Here is a 14,690-nt window from a genome sequence, read left to right as displayed (position 1 = left end):
CGGGCCGGATGACCCCGCTCTGGACCTCAGACGAGATCGTCGCCGCAACCGGCGGGACGGCGAGCGCGTCGTTCGCTGTCACGGGGATGGCCTTCGATAGTCGCGAGATCGAGGCGGGGCACCTGTTCGTCGCCATGCCGGGGACCCAGTTCGACGGGCATGATTTCATCGCCAAGGCGAAGGAGGTGGGCGCGACCGCCGCGTTGGTATCGCGCCCGGTCGATCTGCCCCACGTGCTGGTGGAAGATGTCCCGGAAGCGCTCGAGGCCTTGGCGAAGGCGGCGCGCACCCGGCTTTCGCAAGATGCGGTGGTCATCGGTGTAACGGGAAGTGTCGGCAAGACCTCGACCAAGGAGGCGCTTTATACCGCGGCCCACCGCGTGACCCGCGGCCGGGCGCATCGGTCGGTCAAGAGCTACAACAATCATACCGGCGTTCCGCTCAGCCTGGCGCGGATGCCGCGCGATACGCGGATCGGGGTCTTCGAGATGGGCATGAACCATGCGGGCGAGATTGCCGCGCTGACCCGGCTCGTCCGACCGCATATCGCCATCGTCACTGCCATCGCTCCCGCCCACATCGAGAATCTCGGCACGATGGACGCCATCGCCAATGCGAAGGCGGAAATCTTCGAGGGGCTGGAAGAGGGCGGCACGGCGATCGTGCCGGAAGCGAGCGACTATCGCGACCGGCTGATCCGCGCCGCGCAGAGGAAGGCGCAACGGACGCTGACCTTCGGTGGGGTCGAAGGTGATGCGGCGGCCCTGCACGTGGCCGAAGCGCGGCGCGGGGGCCAGTTGCTCACGGCGCGGCTACCCGGCCGCGACCTGACCTTCACCATCGCGCAGTCGGGCGACCATTGGGTCACCAACGCACTCGCCGTCCTGACCGCGATCACGGTCGCGGGCGAAGATGTCGCGGTGGCAGGGCTGGCGCTGGCGGACATGGGCGGTCTGGCGGGAAGGGGCGAGAGGATCATCGTTCCGGTCGACGACGGCGAGGCGGTGCTGATCGACGAGAGCTACAACGCAAACTCGGCGTCGATGGAAGCGACGCTCCGCGTGCTGGGGACGCAGAAGGCGGAACGACGCATTGTCGTCCTCGGCGACATGAAGGAATTGGGCGAGCGCTCGGACGAACTGCACCGCGCGCTGGCGACCCCGATCATCGACGCGAAGGTCGGCCTGGCGCTTCTCGTCGGCGAGGCAATGGCAGTGCTGAAACAGCCGCTCGAGCAGGCGGGGATCGAGGCGATCGCCCTCCCGGATGCCGAGGCCACGACCGAGCGTTTGCGGGCCGAGCTTCGCGCGGGCGACGCGGTGCTGGTGAAGGCCAGCAATTCGATGGGGCTTGGCAAGCTCGTCGAGACTGTGAAAAGGGAGGGCCCATGCTCTACCTGATCGCCGACTGGCTGGGCTTTCCCGGTCCCTTCAACCTTATTCGCTATATCACCTTTCGCGCGGGAGCCGCGACGGGCACCGCGCTGCTGATCGGGTTGCTGCTCGGCCCGGCGTTCATCAACTGGCTGCGCATTCGGCAGGGCAAAGGTCAGCCGATCCGGGCCGACGGGCCGCAATCGCACCTCGCGAAACGCGGTACCCCGACGATGGGCGGCTTGCTTATCCTGATCTCCGTCTTCCTGTCGGTGCTGTTGTGGATGGATCTCACCAATCGATACGTCTGGGCGGTACTGCTGGTGACCGCCGGGTTCGGACTGATCGGCTTCCTCGACGACTACGACAAGGTCAAAAAGGCCCATCATGCGGGGATTCCCGGGCGGGTTCGCTTGCTTCTCGAATTCGCCATCGCCGGGTTCGCGACGTGGATGATGATCGACCTGTCGGGAACCAGCCTCTACGTGCCGTTCGTCAGCGGATCGCTGATCGATCTGGGCTGGTTCTACATCGCGTTCGGGGCGTTCGTGATCGTCGCGTTCGGCAATGCGGTGAACCTCACCGATGGCCTCGACGGCCTGGCCACGATGCCCGTCATCATCGCCAGCGTCGCCTTCGCGCTGATCGCCTATCTTGTCGGGAACGCGGTCTTCTCCGAATATCTCGGCATTCCGCACGTTTTGGGCGTGGGCGACCTGACCGTGGTGCTGCTTGCGATCGTGGGGGCCGGACTGGCGTTCCTGTGGTTCAACGCGCCCCCGGCCGCCGTTTTCATGGGCGATACGGGCAGTCTTGCGCTGGGGGGTGCTCTTGGCGCAATCGCCGTCGCGACGCACCATGAGTTCGTCCTTGCCATCATCGGCGGGCTCTTCGTCCTCGAAGCGGTGAGCGTTGTGTTGCAGGTCTTCTTCTTCAAACGCACGGGTCGCCGCATCTTCAAGATGGCGCCGATCCACCATCATTTCGAACAGATGGGCTGGAGCGAACCGACGGTGGTCATCCGCTTCTGGATCATCAGTTTCGTGCTGGCGCTGGCGGGCCTCAGTACGCTGAAACTGCGGTGATCCTTTCCGAAGCCTGGCAGGGAAAACGCTACGCCGTCTACGGCCTCGCCCGGTCGGGGCTGGCCACCGTCAGCGCGCTGGTGAAATCGGGCTGCGAGGTCGCCTGCTGGGACGACCGCGAGGAAGCGCGCAAGGCAGCCAATCCGTTCGCGGAGGGAGTGGATTTTCTCGAAGCAGGTCTCGGCGGGTTCGACAGCCTCGTGGTGTCGCCCGGTGTGCCGATCAATTCTCATCCGATCGCCGAGGCCGCGCGGGCGGCAGGGTGCGAGATCATCGGCGACGTCGAACTGTTCGCCAGGGCGCGGGCATCCCTTCCCACCCATTCGGTGGTCGGAATCACCGGCACCAACGGCAAATCGACGACGACCGCGCTGATCGACCACGTGCTTCGCGAGGCCGGCGTGCCGAGCATCGCCGCGGGCAATATCGGCGACCCCATCCTGTCGCGCGACCCACTGCCCGACGGCGCGGTCTATGTTCTCGAACTGTCGAGCTACCAGATCGATCTGACCCGCAGCCTCGACTGCGAAGTGGCGATACTTCTCAACGTGACGCCGGACCATCTGGAACGGTATGACGGGTCGTTCGAGAGATATCGGGATTCCAAGGTGCGGTTGTTCGGGATGCAGAGAGAGAAAGGGGTGGCGATCGACATGCGTACCGTTCGTGCTGCCTCGCCGCGCGGAATGAGCGAAGCACTGCGGGGACCACACAACGAGCAGAATGCGACGGCGGCCGTGCTGGCCTGCGCCGCGCTCGGGTTGGAGCGCGATGCGATCGAGCAGGGGCTGATCTCTTTCAAGGGACTGCCGCACCGGATGGAGATCGTCGGGGAACGCGAGGGTGTTCGCTTCGTGAACGACAGCAAGGCCACCAATGCCGAGGCAACCGCACCCGCACTCGCTGCATTCTCGTCGATCCGCTGGATCGTGGGCGGCGAGGCGAAGGCCGAGGGGTTGGACCCGTTGATGGATAGGCTCGATCAGGTCGTGAAGGCGTATCTGGTCGGAAAATCGACCGAACGGTTCGAGGCGAGCCTTAACGGCAAGGTCGAAACGGTTCGGGCCAAGACCGTTGCGGAAGCGGTCGTGCTGGCGGCGGCGGATGCGGTCCCCGGCGATACCGTGCTGCTCTCGCCCGCCTGTGCCAGTTTCGATCAGTTCCGCGATTTCGAGGAGCGCGGCGAGGCGTTCCGTGCGGCGGTGGGGAAATTGGACTGATGCTCAAAAGCGCCCGCTACGGCCGTGCCGACCGATCGAACGTCGCCCGCTGGTTCTGGGAAATCGACCGCGTCCTCTTGCTGCTGATCGCGCTGCTGGTCTCGATCGGGTTGATCGCGGTGGCGGCCGCGAGCCCGGCGGGGGCCGATCGCTATTCGAGTACCAGCCAGCGGTTGCCCGAACTCTATTTCTTCTGGCGCCAGGTGATGTGGATCCTCGCCTCGATCCCGGTGATGATCCTCGTCTCGATGCTGCCAAAACCGATGCTGGCGCGGCTGTGCCTGCTGGCGACCGGCGTGGGCATCGTCGCGCTCGCTTTGGTGCCCTTCGTCGGAAGCGAGATCAACGGCGCAAAGCGCTGGCTCGATCTGGGCATCTCGCGCTTCCAGCCGTCGGAGTTTCTGAAGCCCGCCTTCGTGGTCACGCTCGCCTGGATCTTCACGCGCAAACTGAGCTTCGTGGCGCGGGCGGGGGCGTCGGGACTGCTCACCCTGTTCACCGGTTTCCTCCTGATGAGGCAGCCCGATTTCGGGACGACGGTCATCTTCTTCGCAACCTGGGCGGCGATGTTCGCGCTGGCGGGCGCGCGGATGAAGCTGCTGGCGGCGCTGGCGATCGCAGGGATCGTCGGGATCGTGGCGGCCTATTTCTTCTACGACGTCGCGACGAGCCGCATCGACGCGTTCCTGTTCGGCGAGGGCGACAGCTTCCAGACCGACCGCGCGATGGCGACGCTGACCGCGGGCGGTATCTTCGGGAAAGGCCCCGGGGCTGGGACGATGAAGTTCAATCTGCCCGAACCGCACACCGACTATATCTATAGCGTGATTGGCGAGGAATTCGGACTGATCGCCTGTCTCGCCATCGCGATCCTCTACATGATGATCATCGCGCGGGTGCTGGTGAAACTCCTCGACGAGGAACAGCCGCTCGCCATCCTCGCGGCGAGCGGGTTGGCGCTGCAATTCGGGCTGCAGGCGTTCATCAACATGGCGGTCAACGTGCAGATCGCGCCGTCCAAGGGCATGACTCTGCCGTTCATCAGTTATGGCGGATCGTCGATGCTCGCGCTATCATTGGGGATGGGCTTGCTGCTGGCGTTCAGCCGCCGCAACCCCTACCTCAATCGATCTCCTTATGTCGTACGATGGAGCGGGGCATGAACATCACGCTAGCGGCCGGCGGCACCGGCGGACACATGGTCCCCGCGCACGCGCTCGCCAACGAACTGAAGGATCGCGGGCATGGCGTGATGCTCGTCACCGATGCGCGCGGGGCGAAGATCCCCGCGATCTTCGACGACGTGCCGGTCGAGGAACTGCCCGCGGGCCGGTTGGGCGGCGGGCCGATCGGAATGATCAAGGCGTTCTTCAGCGTGCTGAAGGGTCGTGGCCGGGCCAAGGAACTGTATCGCGATTTCACCCCCGACTGCGTGGTGGGCTTCGGAGGCTATCCCGCTTTTCCCGCGCTGCTCGCGGCGCAGGGCCTGGGCATCCCGACGATCCTGCACGAACAGAATGCGGTCCTGGGGCGGGTCAACCGGATGCTGTCGCGCCGGGCGAGGGCGGTGGCGACGGCCTACAAGACCGTCCAGCGATCGAGCGTTCCGGACAAGCACGTGCTGGTCGGCAATCCCGTGCGCGTCGAAGTGTCGCGGCTGGGCGAGATGCCCTTTCCCGATTTCGACGGCACCAGCCCGCTGCATATCCTGGTGACGGGCGGCAGCCAGGGGGCGAGCATCCTGTCCGATGTCGTGCCCGAGGGTCTGGGACAATTGCCCGACGAGCTGCGGCACCGTCTGAATGTCGTGCAGCAGTGCCGGCCCGAGGATATCGAGCAGGTGCGCGCACGCTACGCGGAACTGAAGATTCCCGCCGAGACGCTGACCTATATCGAGGACATGCCGCGGCGGATCGGGAATGCGCATCTGATCATCGCGCGAGCGGGCGCATCGACCATTGCCGAACTGACCGCGGCGGGGCGGCCGGCGATCCTCGTGCCGCTGCCGATCGCGACCGACGATCACCAGACCGCGAACGCGCGCGAAATGGCCAAGGCGGGCGGCGCGGTGATGATCAAACAACCCGACTTTACAGTGCAACGGCTAGCTGAACAGGTGGCGGAAATCTGCGGCGATCCGCAGGCGCTGGCCAACGCCGCGCATCGATCGCTCAGCGTCGGGCGGCCACGAGCGGCGCAGGATCTTGCCGACCTCGTCGAGCGGATCGCGGCGGGGGACGCGCCGGTGCCCGTCGGACCTGTCGGCGTGGCGCGGCCCGGTAGCACGCCGGCGGGAGTGGCGGCATGAAGATGCAGGCGCAAGGACAGGAATTGGGCACCATCCATTTCGTCGGGATCGGCGGGATCGGCATGTCGGGTATCGCCGAAGTGATGCACCAGCTCGGCTACAAGGTGCAGGGCTCGGACGTGAAGGACGGCCCGGTGGTCGAGAAGCTCCAGGGCCTCGGCATTCCCGTGCATATCGGCCACGATGCCGACAATCTGGGCGATGCCGAAGTCGTCGTCTGTTCGACCGCGATCCGCCGGACCAACGTCGAGGTCGAAGCGGCCAAGGAACGGCGGCTGCCGCTCGTGAAGCGGTCCGAAATGCTCGCCGAACTGATGAAGATGCAGCGGACCATCGCGGTCGCGGGCACCCACGGCAAGACGACAACGACCAGCATGGTCGCGGCGCTGCTGGATGCGGGCGGGATCGACCCGACGGTCATCAACGGGGGGATCATCAACCGCTACGGGTCCAACGCGCGGCTGGGATCGAGCGAATGGATGGTGGTCGAGGCCGACGAATCCGATGGCAGTTTCCTGCGCCTCGACGGCACGATCGCGATCGTCACCAATATCGATCCCGAGCACCTCGACCATTATGGCGGGTTCGACGAGGTGAAGGCGGCCTTCTGTCAGTTCGTCGAGAACGTCCCCTTCTATGGACTCGCGGTGATGTGCATCGACCATCCGGAGGTCCAGAACGTCATCGGCCAGGTGCAGGATCGGCGCATCCGCACCTATGGCTTTTCGCAGCAGGCCGACCTTCGGGCCGACAATCTTCGCCCCGAGCTGGGCGGGACTTGTATCGATGTCGTGTTCACCGATCGCGACGGCGAGGTGACAACGATGCGCGACATCCACATCCCCATTCCGGGCAAGCATAATATTCTCAATGCGCTGGGCGCGATCGGCGCTGCGATGGAGCTGGGCGTCGACGAGGAGCAGATCCGCGAGGGCTTCAAGAGCTTCGACGGCGTCAAGCGGCGCTTCTCCAAGGTCGGAGAGATCGGCGGCGCGACGATCATCGACGATTACGCCCACCATCCGGTGGAGATCAAAGCGGTGCTGGAAGCGGCGCGCGACGCCTGTCCCGAGAGCCGCGTGATCGCGGTGGTGCAGCCGCATCGCTACACCCGCCTGCAGGAGCTGATGGACGAGTTCCAGACGAGCTTCAACGAGGCCGATGTCGTGATGGTCGCGCCCGTCTACGAAGCGGGCGAGGATCCGATCGAGGGGGTGGATTCCACCGCGCTCGCCGACGGCATCCGCCAGCGCGGGCACCGCATGGTCCGCACCGTCGAAGACGAAGAGGATCTGGCGCTGGCACTGCGCGACGTGGCGGCCAAGAATGACGTCATCATCTGCATGGGCGCGGGCGACATCACCGGCTGGGCCGCGCGGCTCGCCGACGGGATCCGTCAGGCAAGGAAAGCGAAGTGAGCGCGCCCGATGAAATCGAGGTGCGGGGCAAGCTGACCGCCGACGCGCCGCTCAAGAAGCTCGTCTGGTTCAAATCCGGAGGCAATGCCGACTGGTTGTTCGAACCGGCGGACGCGAAGGACCTGGCGAATTTCCTGTCCGATCTCGACGACGACATTCCGGTCATGGGGCTGGGCCTCGGTTCGAACCTCATCGTCCGCGACGGGGGGGTCGAGGGAGTGGTCGTGAAACTGGGCAAGGCGTTCGCCACCGTCGAGCAGATCGACGAGACGACGTTGCAGTGCGGTGCGGGCGCGCATGGCGTGCTGATCAGCTCCGCGGCACGCGATGCGGGGATCGCGGGAATGGAATTCCTTCGCTCGATCCCCGGCACGCTGGGCGGCTTCGTGCGCATGAACGGCGGCGCCTATGGTCGCGAGACACGCGAGATCCTGGTCGAGGCCGAGGTGGTCACCCGCGACGGCAGCCAACTGACCCTGTCGAACGGGCAGCTGGGCTATTCCTATCGCCACAGCGATCTTCCGGAAGGAACGATCGTCATCGGTGCGACGCTGCGCGGCGAACCGGGCGATCCGCAAGCGATCCAGGCCGAGATGGATCGGATCCAGGAGGCGCGCGAGGAATCGCAGCCGGTGCGCACGAAGACGGGCGGATCGACGTTCAAGAACCCAGAGAAGGGATCGGCGTGGAAGTTCGTCGACGAGGCGGGGTGCCGCGGTCTCCAGAAAGGGGGTGCGCAGGTGAGCGAGAAGCATTGCAATTTTCTCATCAACACGGGCGACGCCTCGAGCGCGGATATCGAGGATCTGGGCGACGAGGTGCGGCGACGGGTCAAGGAGCATTCGGGCCAGGAACTCGAATGGGAAATCAAGCGAGTGGGGCGGCGATGAGCAATCTCGACAAGGGCATGAAGATCGTCGTTCTGATGGGCGGCTGGTCGGCGGAGCGCGACGTGTCTCTGTCGTCGGGCGAGGGCGTCGTGAAGGCGTTGAAGGGGCAGGGATTCACCGACGTCACACCCGTCGACATGGATCGCAACATCGCCGCCGTGCTGGCGGAATTGCGGCCCGATGTCGTGTTCAACGCGCTGCACGGATCGCCCGGTGAGGACGGGCGCGTGCAGGGACTGCTCGACATCATGCAGATCCCCTACACCCATTCGGGCTGCACGACCTCGGCGGTCGCGATCGACAAGCAGCTGACCAAGGCGGTGTTGGAGCCGCACGGCATCCCGATGCCGCCCGGGCGGATTGTGAAGAGCGACAGTCTCTACCGCGAGGATCCCATGCCGCGTCCCTATGTGCTCAAACCGCTCGATGAAGGATCGTCGGTAGGCGTGGCGATCGTGACCGATGAAAGCGACTATGGGTCACCGATCGGTCGGGACGCCGAGGGGCCGTGGCAGAAATTCGATCGGCTGCTCGCCGAGGAGTTCATCGCCGGGCACGAACTGACCGTGGCGGTGCTGGGCAATGAAGCGCTGGCGGTGACGGAGCTGAAGATCGAGAGCGGCTGGTACGATTTCGCGCACAAATATACCGACGGGCGGACGGTGCATGTCTGCCCCGCCGAGGTGCCGGACGAGGTCGCCGAGCGGATGAAGGAACTGGCGGTGAAAGCGCACCGGCTGTTGGGATGCGAGGGCTGCTCGCGCTCCGATTTCCGGTGGGACGAAGAGCGGGGGCTCGACGGTCTGTTCCTGCTCGAGACCAATACGCAGCCGGGAATGACGCCCCTGAGCCTGGTCCCCGAACAGGCGAATTATCGCGGCATTTCCTATGGCGAACTGTGCGAGCGACTGATCGCGGAGGCGCTCGGCTAAGGTGGCGGCACGGCGTAAACCTGTGAAGCGAAAGCCGGCGCCCAAGCGCAAGGCCCAGCCGACGCCCGGCGCGGATCGGGTCGCAAAAGGCGCGGCGATGGCGCTGGCGGCGGTGGTGGCGATCGCCCTGCTGTTCGTGTTCGAAGTTCCCGCGATGGCTGGCCGCGCGGGGGGCGAGGCGATGGGCGACCTGGGGCTCAAGGTCCGCTCGATCGAGGTGAAGGGCGTCGAGAAGATGGACAGCGACACGATCTATCAGGCCGCGCTCAATCAGCGCACACGCGCCTTGCCGCTGGTCGACGTCGAGGCGGTGAGGGCCGAGCTGCTGCAATTTCCCTACGTTCGGGACGCGCGCGTATCGCGGCGCTATCCCGACACGCTGGTCATCGACGTGGTCGAGCGCGAGGCCAAGGCCCTGTGGCAGGGCGACGACCGGCTGTTCCTGGTCGACGAGGAAGGCGTGATCCTCGAGCGGGTGCCGATCGCGGCGATGCCCGATCTGCCGTTGCTGATGGGGGCGGGCGCCAATCGGGAGCTGATGCAGCTCAATCGCATCCTCGACCGGGTGCCGCCGCTGCGGGCGCGGCTCGCGTCGGCGAGCTGGGTGGGCGAGCGGCGCTGGAACCTCAATGTCGAGACGGGCGAGATCATCGTGCTGCCCGAGGGCGAGCGCGAGGCGGGCGACGCGCTGGAGAAGTTCCTGGAGATGGACCGCAAGGCGGCGCTGCTCGGGATCGGGGTGGAACGTTACGATCTGCGGCTGCCGGGGCGGATGATCGCGCGGTCGCCCGAATTCGCCGATCGGGAGAGCGAATGATGGCCCGTCCGCCCGGCAACCTACTGACCGCACTCGATATCGGATCGTCGAAGGTCGCGACGCTGATCGCGCGTCCGAATGCCGAAGGGCAGCTGGAGATCGTCGGGTCGGGACAGCGCGAGAGCCGCGGGGTCAAGCGCGGCTATATCGTCGACATGGCCGAGGCCGAGACCGCGGTCCGCGAGACGGTCGACCTCGCCGAACGCACCAGCGGGCTGGCGATCGAGGACGTGTTTGCCGGTTTCGCGGCGGGCGGGCTGATGAGCGACGTCGCCAATGTCGAGATCGAGATCGGCGGGATGGAGGTCGAGGACGGCGACATCGCCGCGTTGCTCGAGGCGGGACACGGCGCGCTGGAACGCGAGGGGCAGGTGGTGCTGCACGCCCAGCCCGCGCTCTACACGCTCGACGGGGTCACGGGTGTCGTCAATCCGCGCGGGCTGCATGCCGAACGGCTGGGCGTGGCGATCCATGTCATCGCGGCCGACAAGGCGCCGTTCCGTAATCTCGACACGATCATCCGGTCGGCGCATCTCGGCGTGGGCGCCATCGTGGCGGGGCCGATGGCGGCGGCGCGGGCGTGTCTGTCGAAGGACGAGCGCGAACTGGGCGTGGCGATGATCGAACTGGGCGCGGACGTGACGACGGTGTCGCTGTGGATCGGCGGCATGCTGGCGGGGCTGCGCACGATCCCGCTGGGCGCGCGCGATATCAGCGAGGACATCGCGATGGCGTTCGGCGTGTCGCGGCGCGATGCGGAGCGGATGAAATGCTTTCACGGGTCCGCGAATCAGAGCCCGAGCGACAATCACGAGCGCATCGACGCGACGATCGGCGGCGCGGGCGAAGCGGCGCGGCTGACCCGCGCACAATTGGTCAGCGTCATTCGCCAGCGGCTGGACGAACTGGCGGGCGAGATTGACGAGGCGCTGCGCGCGCTGGGATTCTCCGGGCCCGCGAAGCGACAGGTGGTCATCACCGGCGGCGGCGCGGACCTCAAGAATATCGACGACTACCTTCAGGGCGTTCTGGGTCACCGCGTGCGGATCGGCCGGCCCAAGCGATTGAAGGGCCTGCCCGAGGCGCAGGCCGGGCCCGGCTTCTCGACATTGGTCGGGCTGCTGATGATCGCCCACGAGGACGGGTTGGGCGGTCAGGCCGACATGGCGGCGGCGGGCGCACGGCGGCGGCGGGGACAGGGGCTGGTCGGACGGCTTATCGCCGCGTTGAAGGGCGATTGATCAACCGAAAAAGAATCAGCGACTCGATCAATCGTCCCATCCTGAATCATTTCTTCACTAATTGCTGGGCCGAGGCATTTTTCGCTTTGGCGGAGTCGCGCGATGTGCAAAGATTCACGGGCGAGATTCAACAGCTTGGCTGAACCGGGGAGACACCAGAATGAGCATCGATTTCCAACGGCCCGACGTGGACGAACTGCGCCCGCGCATCAGCGTGATCGGGGTCGGCGGCGCCGGCGGCAACGCCATCGCCAACATGATGGACGCCGATGTTCAGGGGGTCGATTTCCTGGTCGCCAACACCGACGCGCAGGCGTTGAACAATTCGACCGCCTCGACGCGGTTGCAGCTCGGCCTCAAGATCACGCAGGGTCTGGGTGCCGGTTCGCGGCCCGAGATCGGCCGTGCGGCGGCCGAGGAAACGATCGAGGATATCGAGCAGGCGCTGGACGGTAGCCACATGGTCTTCGTCGCCGCCGGCATGGGCGGGGGCACCGGGACCGGCGCCGCACCCGTCATCGCCAAGGCCGCGCGCGCCAAGGGGATCCTGACCGTTGGGGTCGTGACCAAGCCGTTCGCCTTCGAGGGATCGCGCCGCGGTCGTGCCGCCGACAGCGGCATCGAGGAACTGCAGCAGCACGTCGATACGCTGATCGTCATTCCCAACCAGAACCTGTTCCGCCTCGCGACCCCCGACACCACCTTCAAGGAAGCCTTCGAAATGGCCGACGAGGTGCTGCAGCAGGGCGTGCGCGGCATCACCGACCTCATGGTCATGCCCGGCCTCATCAACCTCGATTTCGCCGACGTTCGCAGCGTGATGGGCGAGATGGGCAAGGCGATGATGGGCACCGGCGAGGCCGAGGGCGAGAACCGCGCCATCGAGGCCGCCGAAAAGGCCATCAGCAACCCGCTGCTCGACGGCGTTTCAATGAAGGGCGCGAAGGGCGTCATCATCTCGATCACCGGCGGCATGGACATGAAGCTGATGGAGGTCGACGAGGCCGCCAGCCACATCAAGGAACTGGTCGACGAGGACGCCAACATCATCTGGGGCAGCGCCTTCAACGACGATCTGGAGGGCAAGATTCGCGTTTCCGTCGTCGCCACGGGTATCGATGCCGCCGAAGCCGCCAAATCGCCCAGCGAAAGCGTTTCGCGGACGCAGGGTCAGGTGTTCAGTTTCCCGGGTTCGGGCCGTTCGGGCCTGTCGAGCGCGCCGGTCGCCGCACCGCGCAGCCCGATGACCGCCGAGGCGGAGCGGTCCGATGCATCGTCGAGCGAGGATGCGTCCGACGACCTGCTGGATCTTACCGACGCGATGGCGCAGCCCGCCGACGATCGTGACGAGATTGCAGCCACGGCCAACGATCGCGAAGAAGACACGCTCGACCTCGAAAGCGACGACATTCTCACCTCGCCGGTCATCAGTGCGCCGATCGCGCCGCCGGCGGAGGACGAGGAGGAGGCCGAGGCTGCCGAGACGATCGACACGCCGTCGCTGCTCGCGGACAAGGGTTCGGCCCGCCCCAATCCCATTCCCGCGCCGCCGCCATCGGGTGGTGGAACGCTGTTCGAGCGGATGAGCAACATCGCGCGCGGCGCCGCCGCGACCGGCGAGGACGACGGCCCCGGATTCGGGTCGAAGGACATGGACATTCCCTCCTTCCTTAACCGGCAGAACAAGTAAGGAATTTAACGCGTTGCGAGCGCCGCTCGTCGTCTCTGCGCCACGTCTGGTCGATGCGACCGGACGTGGTCAGCGACGGGCAAGCTTTTTCGCGGCAAGGGCTGTCGCCATGCGAATTGTGAATAGGAAACGCTCCGCCAAGGCCGCACTGGCCGCAGCGACGGCGCTGACGCTCGGGCTGACGGTGCCGGGTGCGGCGCACGCGCAGCAGTCCGGCAATCTGACCGAGAGCCTTAAAACGCTGGAGAACAGTCCGCGCGATCTCGACGCCCTGCTCGATGCGGGGCGTCAGACGCTGGAAATCGGCGATCTTCCTTCCGCGGCGGCCTTTTACGGTCGCGCGGCGGAAATCCGGCCGGGCGATCCGCGCGTGCTGGCGGGGTTGGGGACGCTGGCCGCCTACATGAACCAGGCCGACAAGGCGCTCGATTACTTCGATCGCGCGTCGGGCGCGGGCGGCAGCGATGCGCAGATCGGTGCGGGACGCGGGCTGGCCTTCGATCTGACCGGCAATCGCGATGCGGCCGAGGTCAATTATCGCGCGGCGTTGCGCGGCCCCGATGCGCAGGCGGCCGCTCGCCGCCTGGCACTCAATCTGGCGATGGAAGGTGACCGTGCCGGCGCGATCGCCCTCATCAACCCGCAGATTTCCGCGGGCGACACGGAAGCATTGCGGGCGCGGGCGTTCATTCTGGCGCTGACCGGCGATACCGAAAATGCGCGGCGTGCGATCGAGAGCGTGATGCCGGGGTCGGGAGATGCGATCGAGCCGTTCCTGCGGATGCTGCCGCGTCTGTCGGACCGGCAGAAGGCGGCAGCGGTGCATCTCGGCATCTTCCCGACCGAGAACGATGTGGAATATGCCAATGCCGCTCCGTCGACGCCGCGGCGCAATGCCGTTCCCATCCGCTCCGCCCGGAGCGCGGGCGAGCGCGTGGCGGTTACCACCCGCTCCACCAGTCCCGAGCGCGAACGGCTGATCGAGCAGGTCGGGCGCAGCAATGTCGTGACCGACGTTCCCGAACAGCGCAGCAGCCCGCGCTATCGTCTCGACATTCCCACCGAGGCGCAGGAACGCGCCGGGGCCCGGCCGCGCCGCGTGCGGATCGACGATGATCCCGCCGAGGTGGTGAGCCAGTCGCGCGCGCTTGAACGGTCGACTCCGATCGCCACCGCAAGCCGGGGCGTCGATGCGAGTGCCGACGGTCAGGGGCGGCTTGCCTCGATCGACCAGCTTCTCGCCAGCGATCCCGCTGCGACGCCCGAGCCGGTGCGTCCGCGGGTTGCGGAAGTCGCCGTTCCCGCCGCTCCGACGCCGAAGTTCGACGCGCCGCCGCCGCCGCGGCCCAAGTATGAAGCGCCTCCCGCCCCTACGCCCAAGGTTGAACGGCCGCGGCCGGTCGCCACGGTGGCCGCCACGTCGGCCGCGAGCGACATCGGGGTGGCGGGGACGCATTTCGTGCAATTGGCGGGGAGTGACGATCGGGATGCCATGACCTTCGAATGGCGGCGCATTACCAGCCGGGCGAATGGTGCGCTGACGGGGCGCGACGCCTTGCTGACGCGTGGCGCGAGCTTTCACCGGCTGCTGGTCGGCCCGTTCGACAGCCGTACCGAGGCGCAGGAACTGGTGAACCGTCTACGCGCGGAAGGGGTGGACAGCTTCGCCTGGACGCGCAATCCCTCGCGGCTCCGGATCGACCGACTGTAGGGGAC

Annotated in this window: 12 protein-coding genes; all 12 read left to right on the top strand. The window is 66.4% G+C overall.

Annotated elements, in window-relative coordinates:
• Window positions 1-8 precede the first annotated feature (8 nt).
• The 12 genes from WJT74_RS08490 (at window position 9) to WJT74_RS08435 (ending at window position 14,685) form a co-directional block, all read left to right on the top strand.
• On the top strand, window positions 9-1,400 hold the full coding sequence (locus tag WJT74_RS08490) for a UDP-N-acetylmuramoyl-tripeptide--D-alanyl-D-alanine ligase (RefSeq protein ID WP_343343681.1): 1,392 nt from the start codon (window positions 9-11) through the stop codon (window positions 1,398-1,400).
• Entirely contained in the window at window positions 1,388-2,458 is a 1,071-nt protein-coding gene (gene mraY, locus WJT74_RS08485) for a phospho-N-acetylmuramoyl-pentapeptide-transferase (RefSeq protein ID WP_343343679.1), read from the top strand. The genes WJT74_RS08490 and mraY overlap by 13 nt, the downstream gene beginning before the upstream one ends.
• Window positions 2,455-3,678, top strand: a complete 1,224-nt coding sequence (locus tag WJT74_RS08480; protein ID WP_343343677.1) for a Mur ligase family protein — start codon at window positions 2,455-2,457, stop codon at window positions 3,676-3,678. The genes mraY and WJT74_RS08480 overlap by 4 nt, the downstream gene beginning before the upstream one ends.
• Window positions 3,678-4,841 carry an FtsW/RodA/SpoVE family cell cycle protein gene (locus WJT74_RS08475; RefSeq protein WP_343343675.1) on the top strand — a complete coding sequence of 388 codons (1,164 nt, stop codon included), beginning with the start codon at window positions 3,678-3,680 and terminating at the stop codon, window positions 4,839-4,841. Before WJT74_RS08480 ends, WJT74_RS08475 begins: the two co-directional genes overlap by 1 nt.
• Window positions 4,826-5,986, top strand: coding sequence for an undecaprenyldiphospho-muramoylpentapeptide beta-N-acetylglucosaminyltransferase (murG, locus tag WJT74_RS08470; RefSeq protein ID WP_432215220.1), 1,161 nt, complete (start codon window positions 4,826-4,828; stop codon window positions 5,984-5,986). The genes WJT74_RS08475 and murG overlap by 16 nt, the downstream gene beginning before the upstream one ends.
• A 2-nt stretch (window positions 5,987-5,988) precedes the next feature.
• Window positions 5,989-7,404 carry a UDP-N-acetylmuramate--L-alanine ligase gene (gene murC, locus WJT74_RS08465; protein ID WP_343348144.1) on the top strand — a complete coding sequence of 472 codons (1,416 nt, stop codon included), beginning with the start codon at window positions 5,989-5,991 and terminating at the stop codon, window positions 7,402-7,404.
• Window positions 7,401-8,294 carry a UDP-N-acetylmuramate dehydrogenase gene (gene murB / locus WJT74_RS08460; protein WP_343343672.1) on the top strand — a complete coding sequence of 298 codons (894 nt, stop codon included), beginning with the start codon at window positions 7,401-7,403 and terminating at the stop codon, window positions 8,292-8,294. The genes murC and murB overlap by 4 nt, the downstream gene beginning before the upstream one ends.
• A complete protein-coding gene (locus WJT74_RS08455) occupies window positions 8,291-9,226 on the top strand; it encodes a D-alanine--D-alanine ligase (RefSeq protein ID WP_343343670.1) in 936 nt (311 codons plus the stop codon). Before murB ends, WJT74_RS08455 begins: the two co-directional genes overlap by 4 nt.
• Before the next feature lie 22 nt (window positions 9,227-9,248).
• On the top strand, window positions 9,249-10,043 hold the full coding sequence (locus tag WJT74_RS08450; RefSeq protein WP_343343668.1) for a cell division protein FtsQ/DivIB: 795 nt from the start codon (window positions 9,249-9,251) through the stop codon (window positions 10,041-10,043).
• Window positions 10,040-11,284 carry a cell division protein FtsA gene (ftsA, locus tag WJT74_RS08445; RefSeq protein WP_343343666.1) on the top strand — a complete coding sequence of 415 codons (1,245 nt, stop codon included), beginning with the start codon at window positions 10,040-10,042 and terminating at the stop codon, window positions 11,282-11,284. The genes WJT74_RS08450 and ftsA overlap by 4 nt, the downstream gene beginning before the upstream one ends.
• Before the next feature lie 160 nt (window positions 11,285-11,444).
• Window positions 11,445-12,974: a cell division protein FtsZ gene (gene ftsZ, locus WJT74_RS08440; RefSeq protein ID WP_343343664.1), complete on the top strand. Its 1,530-nt coding sequence runs from the start codon at window positions 11,445-11,447 to the stop codon at window positions 12,972-12,974.
• A 109-nt stretch (window positions 12,975-13,083) separates the two neighbouring features.
• Window positions 13,084-14,685, top strand: coding sequence for an SPOR domain-containing protein (locus WJT74_RS08435; RefSeq protein WP_343343662.1), 1,602 nt, complete (start codon window positions 13,084-13,086; stop codon window positions 14,683-14,685).
• The last annotated feature ends 5 nt before the right edge of the window (window positions 14,686-14,690 follow it).

Source organism: Sphingomicrobium sp. XHP0239 (assembly GCF_039555325.1).
Taxonomy (GTDB): domain Bacteria; phylum Pseudomonadota; class Alphaproteobacteria; order Sphingomonadales; family Sphingomonadaceae; genus Sphingomicrobium; species Sphingomicrobium maritimum.
The sequence above is the reverse complement of the archived record's forward strand: the minus strand, read 5'-3'. Positions and strand labels throughout refer to the sequence as shown.